This window comes from Paenibacillus sp. Marseille-Q9583 (assembly GCF_976954365.1).
Genome location: NZ_CDRJTB010000019.1, coordinates 42385 through 57993, shown reverse-complemented (window position 1 = coordinate 57993; position 15609 = coordinate 42385). Strand labels below are relative to the sequence as shown.

At 43.5% G+C, this 15609-nt stretch carries 15 protein-coding genes and 1 other annotated feature; of the genes, 6 read left to right on the top strand and 9 right to left on the bottom strand.

Annotated features, from left to right (window positions below):
• Positions 1 to 17 precede the first annotated feature (17 nt).
• From ACWNM1_RS11570 to ACWNM1_RS11545, 6 genes are all read right to left on the bottom strand, one after another.
• Complete coding sequence (locus ACWNM1_RS11570; RefSeq protein ID WP_449601039.1) at positions 18 to 503, bottom strand: DUF456 domain-containing protein; 486 nt, start codon at positions 501 to 503, stop codon at positions 18 to 20.
• Between the two features lie 36 nt (positions 504 to 539).
• Complete coding sequence (locus ACWNM1_RS11565; protein WP_449601038.1) at positions 540 to 1295, bottom strand: Cof-type HAD-IIB family hydrolase; 756 nt, start codon at positions 1293 to 1295, stop codon at positions 540 to 542.
• Positions 1296 to 1372: 77 nt separating this feature from the next.
• On the bottom strand, positions 1373 to 3478 hold the full coding sequence (locus tag ACWNM1_RS11560) for a peptidoglycan D,D-transpeptidase FtsI family protein (RefSeq protein WP_449601037.1): 2106 nt from the start codon (positions 3476 to 3478) through the stop codon (positions 1373 to 1375).
• A gap of 26 nt (positions 3479 to 3504) precedes the next feature.
• Positions 3505 to 5580 (bottom strand): peptidoglycan D,D-transpeptidase FtsI family protein, encoded by a 2076-nt coding sequence (locus ACWNM1_RS11555; RefSeq protein ID WP_449601036.1) that lies wholly within the window; start codon positions 5578 to 5580, stop codon positions 3505 to 3507.
• Between the two features lie 266 nt (positions 5581 to 5846).
• The gene (locus ACWNM1_RS11550) at positions 5847 to 6992 is read right to left on the bottom strand and encodes a transglutaminase domain-containing protein (protein WP_449601035.1); all 1146 of its coding nucleotides are present in this window, start codon (positions 6990 to 6992) and stop codon (positions 5847 to 5849) included.
• Positions 6993 to 7053: 61 nt separating this feature from the next.
• Positions 7054 to 7491: a hypothetical protein gene (locus tag ACWNM1_RS11545; RefSeq protein ID WP_042191604.1), complete on the bottom strand. Its 438-nt coding sequence runs from the start codon at positions 7489 to 7491 to the stop codon at positions 7054 to 7056.
• Positions 7492 to 7761: 270 nt separating this feature from the next.
• Between ACWNM1_RS11545 and ACWNM1_RS11540 the strand changes: the two genes are divergently transcribed.
• Both ACWNM1_RS11540 and ACWNM1_RS11535 read left to right on the top strand, forming a co-directional pair.
• Positions 7762 to 8949, top strand: a complete 1188-nt coding sequence (locus ACWNM1_RS11540; RefSeq protein WP_449601034.1) for an MFS transporter — start codon at positions 7762 to 7764, stop codon at positions 8947 to 8949.
• A 131-nt stretch (positions 8950 to 9080) separates the two neighbouring features.
• Positions 9081 to 9428 (top strand): DNA primase, encoded by a 348-nt coding sequence (locus tag ACWNM1_RS11535; RefSeq protein ID WP_042191609.1) that lies wholly within the window; start codon positions 9081 to 9083, stop codon positions 9426 to 9428.
• Between the two features lie 123 nt (positions 9429 to 9551).
• Here ACWNM1_RS11535 and ACWNM1_RS11530 read toward each other — a convergent pair whose 3' ends face one another.
• Together ACWNM1_RS11530 and cyoE are read right to left on the bottom strand one after the other, a co-directional pair.
• Positions 9552 to 10175 carry an SCO family protein gene (locus ACWNM1_RS11530; protein WP_449601033.1) on the bottom strand — a complete coding sequence of 208 codons (624 nt, stop codon included), beginning with the start codon at positions 10173 to 10175 and terminating at the stop codon, positions 9552 to 9554.
• Between the two features lie 17 nt (positions 10176 to 10192).
• Positions 10193 to 11125 carry a heme o synthase gene (cyoE, locus tag ACWNM1_RS11525; RefSeq protein ID WP_449601032.1) on the bottom strand — a complete coding sequence of 311 codons (933 nt, stop codon included), beginning with the start codon at positions 11123 to 11125 and terminating at the stop codon, positions 10193 to 10195.
• A 241-nt stretch (positions 11126 to 11366) separates the two neighbouring features.
• On the opposite strand from cyoE, the gene ACWNM1_RS11520 reads away from it, so the two are divergent.
• Positions 11367 to 12368, top strand: a complete 1002-nt coding sequence (locus ACWNM1_RS11520) for a metal-dependent hydrolase (protein ID WP_449601031.1) — start codon at positions 11367 to 11369, stop codon at positions 12366 to 12368.
• 102 nt (positions 12369 to 12470) lie between these two features.
• Positions 12471 to 12659: a hypothetical protein gene (locus ACWNM1_RS11515; RefSeq protein ID WP_042130914.1), complete on the top strand. Its 189-nt coding sequence runs from the start codon at positions 12471 to 12473 to the stop codon at positions 12657 to 12659.
• A gap of 1 nt (position 12660) precedes the next feature.
• Here ACWNM1_RS11515 and trpS read toward each other — a convergent pair whose 3' ends face one another.
• On the bottom strand, positions 12661 to 13647 hold the full coding sequence (gene trpS, locus ACWNM1_RS11510) for a tryptophan--tRNA ligase (RefSeq protein ID WP_449601030.1): 987 nt from the start codon (positions 13645 to 13647) through the stop codon (positions 12661 to 12663).
• A gap of 61 nt (positions 13648 to 13708) precedes the next feature.
• Positions 13709 to 13948, bottom strand: a binding site (T-box leader).
• A 134-nt stretch (positions 13949 to 14082) separates the two neighbouring features.
• On the opposite strand from trpS, the gene ACWNM1_RS11505 reads away from it, so the two are divergent.
• Together ACWNM1_RS11505 and ACWNM1_RS11500 are read left to right on the top strand one after the other, a co-directional pair.
• Positions 14083 to 15057 carry an aldose epimerase family protein gene (locus ACWNM1_RS11505; RefSeq protein ID WP_449601029.1) on the top strand — a complete coding sequence of 325 codons (975 nt, stop codon included), beginning with the start codon at positions 14083 to 14085 and terminating at the stop codon, positions 15055 to 15057.
• A gap of 202 nt (positions 15058 to 15259) precedes the next feature.
• Complete coding sequence (locus tag ACWNM1_RS11500; protein WP_042130917.1) at positions 15260 to 15490, top strand: alpha/beta-type small acid-soluble spore protein; 231 nt, start codon at positions 15260 to 15262, stop codon at positions 15488 to 15490.
• The last annotated feature ends 119 nt before the right edge of the window (positions 15491 to 15609 follow it).

The window sequence follows — 15609 nt, the reverse complement described above, 5'->3', positions numbered from 1 at the left end:
CTTCTTCACTGTTAAAATTAAAACCGGACGACCCATATAAAAAAGAGGACGACCATAATAATTTGTAGCACAATTTTGACAACAGTACTACTAAACAACCCAAGTATTGATCCTACACTTACTTTGGCAGCTTTAGCTGGTGAAGAACCTACAATCAATTCTCCTATAAAGGCACCCAGAAACGGACCAATAATAAGTCCAAAGGCTGGGATTACAAAAGGACCAAAGATTAGCCCAATCGTACTCCCGATAATCGATGAACGTGAGCCGCCAAATTTCTTAACGCCCCACGCCCCTACAACGTAATCAGCAATAAATAAAACTGCAACGATCAGCGTTTGAATGATCCAGAACCAGACACCAAAAGGCTCGAAAGAAAAGAACCAGCCATATACGAAAAAGGCAAGGTAAATCGCAAGCGCACCCGGCAGTATAGGGTACACAGCCCCCGCTAGCCCTACGGCAAATAAAGTAATAATAAGAATCCAACCCAGGATCGTCAAAACTTAACCTCCTAATAGCAAATATGCTCTATGGATTCACTTCGCAATAGCTCCATTAAAAATATATTTTTGAATGACTTCTGCAATTCCATCATTATTATTAGAAGCCACCACAACGTCAGCCTCTTCTTTTACCGTTTCCTGAGCGTTGCCCATGGCAACCCCAAGCCCTGACTGCTGAATCGCTGCAAGGTCATTGAGGCTGTCACCAACCGCTATAACTTGGGACATGTCTAGTCCTAGCAGCTTACAGACTTCCATGATTCCGGCTGCTTTATTCACTCCTAGAGGGTTAATCTCCAGGTTATGTGGAGAGGAGTTCGTAATTTCCAATCCACCCATATCTTGAAGACGAAGCAGCAGCTTATGACGAAGCTCATCATCTTCGGTGTGATAACCGAATTTAAGCCATTCTCTGCCCGTTACATCCCCATCCCAGTTATCCTGTTTGTGGACTTTTTCCGTAGAATAGGCCCAGAACCAGATGTCATCTTCTTTAGCAAGTTCATACATTTGTTGTACCAGCATAGGATCCATCAATGATCGCCGATAAATTTCATGTGGTGCTCGCCATATCTCACTACCGTTCACAGTAATCATAGGTGTTTCTAGTCCAAGCTGCTCAGCATATGGAAATGCACTTGTAAAGGCTCGGCCTGTCGACAGACAGACATGAACGCCTGCGTCGACCGCCTTTTGAAGCCATTTCACCGTTGTAGGTGTAATAATCTGTTCATCGTTCAGTAGGGTTCCATCCATATCCAAAGCAAGCAGGCGGTATTTGGCAGTCATTGCCACCCCTCCATTCTTTTATGCTCTCAATAGAGCAGCTGTTTATTTTTTAATCATTATTCACCTTAGAGTCAAAGTTACTGAGTACCTGTAGTCGTTCCTTCATTCGCAGGATCATTTGTATTATTACCTGACTGTAGACTCTTCTTCGGAACGCCATCAAGTCCATATTCCCAATCATAAGCATCAAAAATTTTACGTGCGACCGGCGCGGCACTCTGGGAACCAAAGCCTCCTTCTGGAATAACTACGGCTACTGCCAGCTTAGGGTTATTTCGTGGGGCATAAGCAATAAATACACCGTTATCGCGAATTTGACCCTTTGCCACTTGTTGAGATGTTCCCGTCTTACGAGCAAAATCATAAGGGAAATCAGAAAAAGCACTAACTTCACTTCGCATACCCTGTTGAATTTCTTTCCAGTAGGATTTATCGAAGGCTGTTACTTCATCTATTACCTCACGACCGAACTCCTTAACTACTTTTCCGTCAGCATCTGTAATCTTGCTAACTAGCTGAGGTTTGATCCGCTGTCCTTCATTAGCAAGTGTAGCTACGTATTGGGCAAGCTGCAACACCGTATAACTACCTTGTTGGCCGAAAGAAGCATATACAAGTGCCGCTTGGGCACTACCCGCAGCCTCTATATTGGTATAGTTAATCTGTCCTAAGAATTCATTTGGCAGACCACTTCCCGTGGATACACCAAGTCCAAACTCTTTCATATACTTATCCCAGATATCTACGCCTTTGCTTTTGTATTTGTCATACAATCGTTTACCGATCATATCCACCATGAACGCATTCGAGGATTTCTCAATCGCTCTTGCTGGATCCATAGAACCGTATACGTGTCCTCCAGAGTTTCTTACCTTGGTTTCATGACCTGCTTTACCAAAAGTCGCGAAACCTCTATCGGGATAGTAGGTTGAGGTTGTAAAGAGACCTTCATTCAGACCCACGAGTACGCTCAAAGGTTTAATCGTCGAACCTAGAAGCAGTACAGACCTTAGTCCATTCCCTGACGTTCCTGAAGAAATCGGATTAATGGTACCGTTCTGATAGTTGTCCATGATACTGTTCCAGACATCTGTGGACAAGGAGCCTGATGTCCATATATTCGTATCGTAGTCCGGCATGCTCGCCATACTGACGATATTCCCCGTATCGACTTCCATCGCTACAGCGTAACCAGTTAAAGCATTAGGATGCGTTTTACCCTGTACAGTATTGGAATGCAACCACTTAATCTGATCCATAATCGCCTGCTCTGTCTTCATCTGAATGTTCTTATTAATAGTTGTCCAGACGTCATTGCCTTTGACAGGAGGGACTACACGTTCAACTTTCTCTGCCATGTTCTGTGGATTGACGGAGATTTCCTGATAGCCGTTTTGTCCCCGAAGCTCTCTCTGATACTGCAGCTCCAGGCCGTCAAATCCGACAAATTCGTCGTCCTTGTAAGTTAGTCCTGGCTCCGGATTGTTCTTCATAGCATTTAAGATATTCTTATAAATATTAAGGCTGTTTGCTGATTTAAAAGGCTTGATATAACCTATCGTCTGTACGGCAACCGTATCTTTATCGTAATGACGAATGCTTTCTTCGACAATTTCAAGGCCTGGATATTCTCCCTTATGTTCCATAAAATAGGCTACTTCCTGAGTAGTCAGGTCCGCCTTAATTCGCCGTGCCATAAAGCCAAGTGATTTCCGGAAATATAAATCCAGTGTGTCAATAACATCTTCTTCTGTCATCTTCTCAGCTTTTGGATCACCATATTTATTGAAATCAGCTACCAGCTTGGCTGCCAATGCATCTGACTTGGCTTTAGCTTCTGGAGTTAGGGTAGTTTTACCGGTAATTTTATCTGTTTGCTTAGCGGTATACTCCTTATTGAGCGTAATATACAGCGATTGAACCGGTGTAGAGTACGCTAACTTCTCACCTTCAGCAGCATAAATTACACCTCTCATGGATGCAAGGGGTACATTTTTGGTATCTCTGCTTGTCTCCACTTCAGTTAAAGTTGGTCCTTCCACGAATTGCAACACAGCCAGGCGTATAATAATTACGCAAAATATAACAAACGTGCTAAAGAAAAACACGTTGAGTCGCAGGCCTATGGAACTTTTACTGTTGGTCTCATCTGGAGGTGAGGCCTGCTTACGAAAAAAACTCACAGTTTATTTCTCTCCTTTTTCTCTAATTATTTTTGAACGGGGTCTGACGCAGGAGCAACATTCTTTTTCGGCACACCATCGAGCCCATACTCCCAATCATAGGCGTCAAAAATTTTACGAGCCACCGGAGCAGCGCTGTTGGAGCCAAAGCCCCCTTCTGGTATAACAACCGCTACGGCCAGCTTCGGATTTTCTCGCGGAGCAAAGGCAATAAATACCCCATTATCGCGGTTTATATTTTTTCTATCTGTTTTTTCAGAGGTGCCTGTCTTACGTGCAAAATCATAAGGAAAATCATCAAAAGCACTAACTTTACTGCTCATCCCCTGTTTGATCTCTTTCCAGTAGGATTTGTCAAACGTTACTGTATTAAGCACTTCTCTTTTAAATTCCTTAACCAACTTACCTTGTGTATCCGTGATCTTACTAACAAGTTGAGGCTTAACACGCACCCCTTCATTAGCAAGAGTAGAAGCATACTGGGCAAGCTGCAATGTAGTATAACTGCCCTGTTGGCCAAAAGAAGCATAGATAAGTGCGGCCTGCGAGCTGCCTGCGGCCTTAAGATCAGTATAGTTAATCTGGCCCGGTGATTCACCTGGGAGACCACTTTTCGTTGATACACCCAGCCCGAATTTTTTCATATATTTGTCCCAGACCTCTATGCCTTTATCCCCCGGATATTTCTTGTAAAGCTGTTTACCCACCATATCAATCATAAATACGTTAGAAGATTCTCTAATGGCTTTAGCTGGATCTAGTGGACCATATACGTGACCTGATGAATTTCTTACGGATGATTTATTATCCTTACCGAAATAAGTAATGCCCACATCTGAATAGGTTGTTGAGGTATTAAAAAAACCTTCATTTAAACCAATTAACACACTTAATGGTTTGATCGTAGATCCCATAAACACAAGTGAACTAAAATCATGACCTGATCTACCCGATGAATTTGAAGTAATCGTACCGTTTAGATGATTATTCATAATTTTATTCCAGACAGATGTTGGTAAGGAGTCTTTGGTCCATATATTTGAATCGTAATCCGGCATGCTTGCCATGGCAACAATATTTCCAGTCTCCACTTCCATTGCTACGGCGTATCCGGTTAAAGCATCTGGATGCGTCTTACCTTGAACAGAATTAGTATGCAGCCATTTAATCTGATCCAATATGGCCTGCTCTGTCTTCATCTGAATCTTCTTATTAATGGTCATCCAAATATTATTACCTTTTACAGGAGCAACGTTCTGTTCAACCTTCTCAGCCATATTCTGAGGTGTCACCGAAATGACCTGATAACCATTTTCTCCTCGTAGCTCTCGTTGATACTGCATTTCCAGACCGTCAAACCCTACATATTCTTCTGCTTTATACATAAGTCCAGGGGGAGAATCTTTTTTCATTTCACTACGGACATTCTTATACATCGCTATATCTTCAGTCGATTTAAACGGCTTTCCAAAGCCGACTGTCTGCACCGCTACCGTATCTTTATCGTAGTGACGAACGCTCTCCTCCACGATCGTTAGCCCCGGATAATTGTCTTTATGCTCCATGAAATAGGCTATTTCCTCTGGAATTAATCCAGTCTTGATCCGTCGCGGCACATAACCTAAATACTTTTTGAAATCTAAATCTAATGAATCCAAGATATCTTGCTGCGTCAGCTTTGGTGCATTCGGATCTCCATATTTAGCAAAATCAGCTGCAAGCCTTGCTGCAAGAATATCGGAGTTGTACTTCGCCTTCTCCGTAAGTGAGGTCTCACCCGTTACTTTATCTGTCGTTCTAGCTGTATAATCTTTAGTTAATGTAAGGTAAAGCGACTCCGTAGGTGTTGAATAGGCAATCTGCTCTCCTTCGGCAGCAAAAATAATCCCACGCATCGCTGCGAGCGGAACAATTTTCGTTTCCCGGCTCGTTTCTTCTTCACTCAACAGAGCTCCCTCAGTAAACTGTAAACCTGCAAGACGTACGATAATAATACAAAAAATAAAAAAAGTGCCAAAGAAAAAAATATTCAGTCTCAAGCCTACAGAATTTCTTGAAGATATCCCGTCCTTAGGCGGGAGCTGCTTCCCAAACAAACTCACCAGCTTTCTCCCCTTCTACAAGCATAAACGTCTTGACCATCCTTATAAGGAAGGTAAGTGTTTAAGCGAGAAATATAAGACATAAAGTATAGTGCTTATACTTTCTTATATTTTAAAAAAATGTCTGACAACCCTTTGCCTGCGACATTACTCTTATGATGAAGGTGAGTTCTTAGCTGCTTATTGTGAGCATGCCCTCGCATTTAAGTTAGAACTGACGTTACTTGAGTTTATTGTACCACACCCCAGGAGTTCAGCGCCCTCACTCAGAGGGCGTTCTCCCTAATATGCGTTTCATCAAAATCCTTCGGATTGAACCAATCTCCACTGCTAGCCCAAGTCGGATCCAGCGGAATCCAAGCTTGCCGATCACTTATATATACTTCATTCCAAGCATGTGCACCATAACCGCCACGCCCATCATAACCCTGACCTGTTACAACCCGTACCTGCAAGCCCTGTGAACGAGCCATCACAGCGTACAGTCGGGCATAGTCTATACACACCCCTTGCCGAGTGTCGAATGTATCCTGTGGTGTCTGTTCATGCCAGACCCTATTTTGCAAATAATTATCAGCCTTAGCATAATCGTAAGTCACGCGTGTACCTACCCATTCATAGAGAAGTCTCGCTTTTTTCTCTTCATCTTGCGCTTGTCCAACAATGTCTTCTGCTGCTCCTATAATATCCTGAGGAATTTCATGATCGATAACCTCATATTTTCTACGAAGGATATCATTCATCTCTGCTGCAACGGTCTTCGTCAGAATTGGAAGTTTCTTCTGCACAGTCTCACCAACAATAGGTTCAAATACAGCAGCTGCACTCTGACTATAGATTGGAGAGGACTCCACATAACGACTAAATCCACTCTCCGGATTTAATCCAACACAGATGAAAAGAGCAAGAACAATTACCAGACTACGCATTAAGCCGATAATTAATCCAACCATTGCTCCTCCCATACGGCTTACCTGCGTAATCTTTCTGTCTTTAAACTTCTTAGTACGCCGCAATTGTGGAAAAGGAAGCAACATGGATAACAATCCTAGGAGCATACGAATTAACAGATAAGAAATCAGGAGTAACAATAGAAATCGAACTAGCGGTGATTCTGATAACACTGACACCGCCGTATAATAAATTTGCTGCCACTGTGTAAGCTTCGTATCAGGAAGACTAATCCCAGATGCCCAAGTCTCTACATAGGGATTGAGGTAGGCCGCAGCTGGGATAGCTAATACCAAAGATGCTATAGTAAATAATCCTGTTCCCAGCAGCCCAAATAATCTTCCGGTAGCGCTTGAGAAACCTCTGCTCCATCCTTGCAATAGAGAGAAGACTACAACCAGCAGGAGGGCGATGGAGATGATATTAGCATCACTCACACTAGTCATCCATCCGTTTATCATATCCGCTCTCTCCTCTCAGTCGCGTACTTGCTCGCTTGTTATATTTTTGAGTCCAAGCCTGTTATTGATGTTTTCGGGCTTCCTCGATAAATGTTTTTGTCGTATCTGTAACACTCCACTTTCCAAGACTAACACCACGGAAAGTAACCTCTACTTTATCTTCACCCGCTGCGCCCTTCACTTCAATATTCGGAGTTGTAATCGTAAAGGTCCCGTCTCCATTTGAAGTGTATTTCGCATCCTGCGCTTCTTTAAGCATAACCTCTTGCGCTTCCTTCTTTAGCGTGCTTACCGTTCCATCTGCCACCTTATTCACAGCGTTACCAATTTGGTCCATTGTAACACCACTATAGATGAACAAACCTACAACGATCACAATGACAATCGCCCATTTAAGAACGGTTTTAACCAAATTAACAACCGCAAACAGCAGGACAAGCGCAATTACAATAACTAGCCAATTTTCCCTTATAAACTGTGACCATACCTCTGGATCCATCAATCTCACAACACCCCTATCGCCTAGTTTCGTCCCAAGGATTCTCTCTTCCCATAGACATAACGCCAATATTAATTATTATACATGAATACCCATCATAATTCATGGTTCCACCCTCCGTAAAAGGTATACCTACTAGCGGAATTAAAAAAGCGGTATAAGCCCTCTCTGTCCCACGTAAAGTACAAGTAGTGCTTAAGAATTGGTTCTTCATTATTACGCCGTCCTGCATTCACTTGTGCTGTAGGTGGCTCTCGGAGGTGTTTCCCTGTGAAAACTGCGCTGTGGCTATACTTATTTCTCTTTTTGGCGTTCTTCGATTTACATGCTCAGTATCCCGTCCTTACGCCCTTTGCCATCTCTCTTGGTGCGGGACCCACCTTTATTGGCTGGATGATGGGCATGTACTCGTTGACCCACCTTCCCGGCAATCTGCTTGCAGGCGTACTAGTCGATCGTAATGGCTCCCGCCGCTACATCGTCTTCAGCCTTGTCGCAGCGGGAGCTATCCTACTGCTGCAAGCTCATGTACAGCTTCCATGGCATCTGCTAATGCTAAGAGCAGCAAGTGGATTCGTGCTCGCTTTCCTCTCTCCAGCCTGTATGACGTTACTCGCTTCTTTGTCATCGGATGCCACAGAGCAGGGTAAATATATGTCCGGACATGGTATCGTTCATACGTTAGCTTCAGTTGTATCGCCTGCTGCAGGAGCTTTTATCGTAGCAAAAGCCGGATACTCTGGCACCTTCACCACACTTGGATGGCTCCTTATTGCAACAGGAATCATGGCTTTTTTTAGTGTACCTGCACCTTCGAGACAGATATTAAAGCCGCTAAGCTCAGCGCAATCAGCATTAAAAGTTCCAGATAAACCTTCTATACCAACGAAAGATGATGATCTGGTATCCAAACGGTATTACCTTTTACCTTTTTTCGTTTCCTGTTCACAAGGCGTTCTCTTTTTCGAGCTCCCACTATCTCAAACAGGGAGCAACAGTATTCTTTCCACTGGTATACTACTGTCACTCCTCAGTTTAGGTGCTTTGGTAACGCTCAGCATGCTCTTTCTGAACCGTCTTTCTCCGGGGGGAAGAATAGCAGCGGCATTACTGGGAATGGCCATCAGCTTCTTTGCACTCGCCTCATTTCACAGGATTCCGACTGCTGCGATTCTTTTTATGCTCGGCGCAGCCAAAGGAGTGTTGTTTCCTGCAATGGCATCACTCTTTATTAGTCTCGGTGGCCCTGGGCGAATGGGCCGGACTTTCTCCATGCAGTCGATAGCCATGTCACTTGGTGCATTCGCTGGGCCCGTGGCTGCTGGACAGCTAAGGTCCTTCGTTTCTCCTTACTTCATAGCCTTTCTACTACTAATGGTAGCATTGCTTCTTCTTCCACCTAAAAACACTGGTAAACTATCGAACCTCACTTCCAAATGGAACGGGCGAGCCGCATGATTCTTTGCTTTTACGACATTTCCCGGGGAATGAAGACTTTCTTGCAGAAACAGTTGTTAAAAATGACGATCCTTCGGTAAACTATAATGAGCCTGAAGCTTGGACCCATTCCCGGAGGTGATTGTCAGCTAATGTCCATAACGATTATTGTCGAAGGTAAGAACGATCGCAGCAGATTACGCCGCGTGCTGGTACCGGAAGTAGAAATCCTATGTACCTTTGGTACATTAAATACACTAAAATTAGAATCCCTCCGGCAACAAGTAGGAGATGGAGAAGTATACCTTTATTTGGATAACGATAGCTCTGGCAAAAAAATACGCAGCGTGCTCCGGGATGCCTTCCCTGATGCCGATCATATTTATACTCGTCGCGGATATGCTGGTGTGGAAGGTACGCCTGATGAATACAACATCACTCAGCTCGAAAAAGCCGGATTGGAAGATTTCATCGTCTACCCTGAACCACTTCCATTTTAGCTGAAACAAGCATAAGGATAATGTATAGCATGAAACTTATACTATCGTATATTTAAAAAACGCCCTTTTCGTTATCCGCTCAATAAAGAGGGATTCGAAAAAGGCGTTTTTAATGTTTATGTTCTATTCCCGAGCCAATTCCGTCAGCTGATCGGCAAGAAATTCAGGAGTTACGTTCTCCGTATCTCCTGCGTCATACAATGCACGAAGTTGATTGTCTCGGTCAACTAACGCTATACGATTGGCATGTACGAAATTTTCTTTGGAATTCCCTGCGATTAGTACTTTAAAAGAATCCGTCGCTAACTTACGAACTTCTTCCTGATCCCCCCGCAAGAAATACCATCCATCATAATTCGCCTGAAACCGGTCTGCAAAAGCCTTAATAGCTTCTGGAGTATCATTCTTCGGATCAAAAGAGATAGAGACAAACCCCGTATCTTTACCAAAACTGCCATCCTCGACCAGAATCTTCTGTGTCTGAGATAACAAAAACGTAGTTATAGGACATACATCCGGACACTGTGTAAAAAAGAAGTATACCAGCCGTGCTTTACCTTGTGTATCAGCCAGAGTAACCTGGTCTCCATTCACATTTTCAAGAGAAAAGTCCTGCACTTCTCCGATTACTGGCAATTTTTCTTTTCCTAAATTCAAAGAGTTAAATGCCAGATAACCAGCCATAATCAAAGCAAGTATTAGCAGAAGCCAAGTCCATTTATAACGCTTAAAGGTTTGCACGGACACGTATACCCTCCCTCTTCTTAACCGTGAATCGTATTCAATACAAGTACGATCAAACTAACTGTCAGGTAGTTAATGGAGAAGAGGAAATTCTTCTTCGCCCAGATTTCATCATCTTTAGCCTTAAAGCCCATCAAGGTCAATACTAACCAAGCCAAGGACAACGCTGATGAAATGACTAGAAAAAATATGCCTGCGTAATCATAGGCGTACATTAACACTGGAATAGGCAGCAAAAGGGCTACATAAGGAATCATCTGAAATTTCGTACGTCGTGTTCCTTTAACTACAGGTAGTAATGGAAATCCTGCCGCTCTATATTCTTCTTTACGTCTAATGCCCAACGCCCAGAAGTGAGGGGGTTGCCATAGAAACAACATGGCAAAGATCAGCCAAGCGCCTAGATCAACCGTTCCTGAAACCGCAACATAACCAATTACCGGGGGCATTGCTCCAGAAATCGCACCTACGGAGGTGCTCCATGTTGATGTGCGCTTCAACCAAAGCGTGTATACTACTACGTAAACGAACATGCCAACAATTCCAAACAGACCGGCAAGCATACCTGAAAAAGCAAACAGCACGATCAAACCTGCAATACCAAGCCCAATGGCGTATAATAATACAGTGTTTGGTTTCAGTCGTCCTGTAGGAAGTCCCCGTTCACGGGTTCTTTCCATCTTCATGTCCAGATCCCGGTCGAAATAGTTATTAAAAACACAGGCCGAAGCCATAACCAGCATTGTACCGAGCAGCGTTAGAACTAATCTGCCGTAATGAACATCCCAACCCGAGGCCAGCCAATATCCCGCAAAGGCTGCAATAAGGTTAGATCGGATAATACCGGGTTTTGTTACTGCAATGAAATCACGCCAGCTAGCACCTTCCGGTGGCGATTTTGCAGACATGGCTGCAGAGTCGGAAGAAGCTTGAAATGTTATATGATTGTCCACACCTAATGATCCTCCTTCTAAACGAACATGTAACGTTCTAATCGAAGTTTTTTAACTTCGCTGTTAACTTTATCATAACAAACCCGTGAAGACTTTGACAGTCATGGAACAGTAAGTTCATGAATTCGACAATTACGTGACAATATTTATTTTGTATTTCTTTCAATCCCCTTAATAACCAGAGCTGTATTTGGGTAATTATTAAATAGAGAACTTCCGAACAACAAAGGAGAACTGACCAATGGATACTGCTACACATTTAGTTATGGGCCTAGGCTTAGCTGGGCTTTCCTTCGTTGATCCCATCGTTGCTTCTGATCCGAAACTGGCCGGGGCTGTTATGCTGGCAACAGTGCTCGCCTCTCAGGCTCCTGATGCTGATACTGCGCTACGACTGAAGGACAATGCAATGTATATTCGAAATCACCGGGGAATCACACATTCCCTACCCTTTCTAATTCTGTGGCCCGCCCTGATTTCCTTCGTGTTAGGGCCCTTATTTGGTTTTACTGATTTACAAGCTCTAAGCCATATTGCGCTTTGGAGCTTCATTGGTGTAGGTGTGCACGTATTTTCTGATCTATTTAATACCTATGGCACTCAGGCTGCACGTCCATTCACGGAGAAATGGATTGCATGGAACATCATCCACATTTTTGATCCATTTATATTTGGTAGCCATATCGCAGCCATCCTTCTCTGGATCACCGGTATCGTTCCACCGCAACCTTTATTTATTACGCTGTATGCCTGTACTATTCTTTATTATATTTGGAGAACCGTCGTTCACGCACGTCTCACGCGTAATATTAAGCTTAAGGATTTACATCATAGTGCCGGCGAACGTTATATTGTAATCCCTACAATTTCACTAAAGCGCTGGAACGTAGTAAAAGTGAAAAAAGATGGTAGTTATAATGTTGGGCAGCTAGTCAATAATCGACTGGAATGGTTCAAACATGCTGTATGCTCGAATCATCCCGCTGTGGAGATATCCAAGTCGCACCCTGATATTCAGTCCTTTCTATACTTCACCTCTTATGCAGTAGCCGAAGTCGAGGAACTTCCTTCAGGATATATGGTGCGCTGGGGGGACGTACGTTATTTACATCGCAAACAATACCCATTTGTGGCTGTATTAGTGATGGACAATCAATATCGACCTTTAAATACTTATGTAGGATGGCTTAGCAGCGAGAAGCTCGACAAACGATTTTCCATTGACCCTGGTTCTTTACGATGAAACTGTAGACTTACGCAGAGATCTATTCTATAATCACAAAAAATCCCGGAGTATTATTATCATACTCCGGGATTCATTTTAGCAGAAAGGAAGGCTCTCTTCATGGGTAAAGGACTTTCACTTTGGTTCGCTTGTTCTTCTATTCTTATTCTTACTGCCGCTTCAATCGCGATCAGTTATAGCTTTTGGTTGGCACTTCTGCTCGGATTTCTCTGTGTCATGAATATTGGCTGGGGATTTATCCTCAAGGCCAAGATCAGACGCAAACAGGAAAGCCTAAGCGCTGATTAGATTAACGAGCTGGCAGAAATCCCATTCGCTCTTTAACTCCATTCAGCGTCTCTGTTGCAACAATGCGCGCACGATCAGCACCTTCTGCAAGAATATCTGTGATCGCACCCGAGCTACGAATTTCATTATATCTTTGTTGTAATGGCTCAAGCGTAGCTACAACCACTTCAGCAAGATCTTTCTTAAAACCGCCATACATTTGCCCTTCATAACGATCGGCAATTTGCCCCAGTGTCATTCCAGAACATTCGGAATAAATACTCATCAAATTACTGATCTCTGGCTTATTAGCTGGATCAAAAATTACTTCACGTCCTGAATCAGTCGTTGCACGGCTGATTTTTTTACGGATTACGTCCGGTGAATCTAACAGAGCAATGTAGCTGCCTGCGTTAGGACTGCTCTTGCTCATTTTTTTGGTGCCATCATCCAGAGACATAATACGTGCACCCACCTCTGGAATGTACGGCTCCGGAATGGTAAAGAATTCGCCAAAACGATTATTGAAGCGACCAGCTAAATCACGAGTCAGCTCCAAATGTTGTTTTTGATCTTCTCCAACTGGCACAAGATCCGCATTATAAACAAGAATATCTGCTGCCATCAAGGAAGGATAGACGAATAAACCAGCGCCAACAGAATCTTTACCTGATGATTTATCTTTAAATTGGGTCATACGCTCCAGCTCGCCCATTGCTGTAAGTGTCGTCATGATCCAGCCCAGTTCAGCGTGTTGTGGCACATGCGACTGCATATAGACATTAGAACGTACAGGATCAATTCCTGCTGCAATAAAGAGGGCTGCTACGGACTCTGACTGCTCACGCAGTGCCGCAGGATCTTGTGCTACAGTGATTGCATGCATATCGACAACCATAAAGAAACATTGATGATCATCTTGCAGCTTCACAAAATTTTTCAGTGCTCCAATGTAGTTCCCCAGTGTAAGTGAACCGCTCGGCTGAATGCCTGACATTACTTTTTTCATAATATAGACCTCCGTTTGATGTCATTTCTAAGTTTCCGAGAACGCAAAAAAAGCCTCATCCGCAAGGGACGTGAGACCGTGGTGCCACCCTTATTCGCTGCTTAATCTTGTTTGGACAAGGAAAAAACAGCCTTAGTCTTCCGTTAACGGGGAAGATCCGGCCGGTCTACTAGGGCATCTCGCTCCCGTTCAAGCTCGGCGCTCAGGGGTCCATTCATCAGGTTTGTCCTACCGGTTCGCATCAACCACCGGCTTTCTGAAGGTGCAATACCTGCCTACTTGTCCCCGTCATCACATTATCATCATGAATTAATGCCTTCATCATAGAACCATAAAGAGAAGTTGTCAAATCACTTAACCACTATCGTATAAATCTGTTATGATAAGGTTATCCATGTTCTATTCGATTACAGTTACGATAAAGGAGCATATCTCATGAAACAGGTGACCAAAGGGCAGTGGGGCGGTTATGATACTTATATTTTGCACAGCCGTGAACTGGAAGTCACGCTTTTGCCGCGACTAGGAAATAACGTGATTTCATTGTTTGATGTCAAGAAACAACGGGAAATTCTACGGCGGCCTGATGAAAGCGATCAAGCTTTCTTTATGCAAAAACCTTACCATTTTGGCATGCCGCTATTAATTCCACCCGGAAGAATTCGTAAGGGCCAATTTCAATTCGAGGGTACAAGTTATCAATTTGACCAGAATACCGCTAATGACAATCATATTCATGGTCTACACCGAACTCAGGCCTGGTGTGTCAGCGATATTGAAGAAGATGAGGATGGTTGCGTGGTCACTACTGAATTCCGAACGGAAGATGATCCACACTGGATGGAGCAATTCCCTATCCCACTTAAATTCGAAATGACGTTTAGGCTTCAGGAAGCCCGATTTACCCAAACTTTAAAGGTTACAAATCTTGGAGATCATCGAATTCCTTTTGGGATCGGTTATCACACCTGGTTTATGATTGATGGAGAACCTGAGCGCTGGAATCTTAAGCTCCCAGTAAATAGTATTTATGAACTGAACGATGAATTGCTCCCTAGCGGCAACTTGATTCCACTTGGTGATCTGGAAGCCTTGAACACCGGAATGAACATGCAGGGAACTAATTTTGATACTGCTCTGCGTATTGGAGAAAAACAGCCTGTAGAAGCCTTATTATTACGTGATGATGGTTATGGCCTTCGTTATACTGCTGACGAGAACCTATTCCGTCACTGGGTGCTATATACCAAAGGACCGGCGGATCAATTTCTGTGTATTGAGCCCTATACTTGGCTCGCGAATGCACCGAATGTATCCGAGGATGCTTCCTTCACAGGTCTTTTAACGGTAGAACCCGGTCAGAGTCAGAATCTATCCACCGTGCTGGAAATGATCTATCCTGAGATTTAAAGCAGATATACATTATATCGGTCTTGCCTTGCGATTACGTAAGGGAAGACCGATTTTTTTGTGTAATTCCTAGCAATAAACGATTTCTATCCTCACTTTTATTTCACTAATAATTACCATCCTTAAAACCTTTCGAAGTGATGCATGAATTAACCTCTTAGCGCTCATACTATCTTCACAACGGGCGAAGGAGGTGACACACATGGGTCAAGCAGGTCAAGGTCGTAGCAGCCGTTCCAATAACCTGGTCGTTCCTCAAGCAACTGCGGCATTGCAACAGTTGAAATATGAAGCAGCACAGGAGCTTGGAGTAACGATCCCAGCTGACGGTTATTACGGGAACTACACTTCTCGCGAAACTGGTTCTCTGGGCGGTTACATCACTAAACGTCTAGTACAACTGGCAGAACAACAACTGTCTGGTCGTCAGTAACAACGTTATCTTAAGTGTTTTATCCGGCTAGGTATAAAGCCTATAGCCGAGTAGCTTTTGAGCCCTCTCACACTTCTTTCTGAAGCTGTGGGAGGTTTTTTGATTTTCACAATTATTGA

What these genes read in the sequence shown, in the direction of transcription:
- ACWNM1_RS11565 (WP_449601038.1), bottom strand. Translation starts at nt 1,295, where the DNA reads ATGACTGCCAAATACCGCCTGCTTGCTTTGGATATGGATGGAACCCTA.
- ACWNM1_RS11550 (WP_449601035.1), bottom strand. Translation starts at nt 6,992, where the DNA reads ATGATAAACGGATGGATGACTAGTGTGAGTGATGCTAATATCATCTCC.
- ACWNM1_RS11520 (WP_449601031.1), top strand. Translation starts at nt 11,367, where the DNA reads ATGGATACTGCTACACATTTAGTTATGGGCCTAGGCTTAGCTGGGCTT.
- ACWNM1_RS11505 (WP_449601029.1), top strand. Translation starts at nt 14,083, where the DNA reads ATGAAACAGGTGACCAAAGGGCAGTGGGGCGGTTATGATACTTATATT.
- ACWNM1_RS11545 (WP_042191604.1), bottom strand. Translation starts at nt 7,491, where the DNA reads ATGGATCCAGAGGTATGGTCACAGTTTATAAGGGAAAATTGGCTAGTT.
- ACWNM1_RS11500 (WP_042130917.1), top strand. Translation starts at nt 15,260, where the DNA reads ATGGGTCAAGCAGGTCAAGGTCGTAGCAGCCGTTCCAATAACCTGGTC.
- ACWNM1_RS11515 (WP_042130914.1), top strand. Translation starts at nt 12,471, where the DNA reads ATGGGTAAAGGACTTTCACTTTGGTTCGCTTGTTCTTCTATTCTTATT.
- trpS (WP_449601030.1), bottom strand. Translation starts at nt 13,647, where the DNA reads ATGAAAAAAGTAATGTCAGGCATTCAGCCGAGCGGTTCACTTACACTG.
- ACWNM1_RS11535 (WP_042191609.1), top strand. Translation starts at nt 9,081, where the DNA reads ATGTCCATAACGATTATTGTCGAAGGTAAGAACGATCGCAGCAGATTA.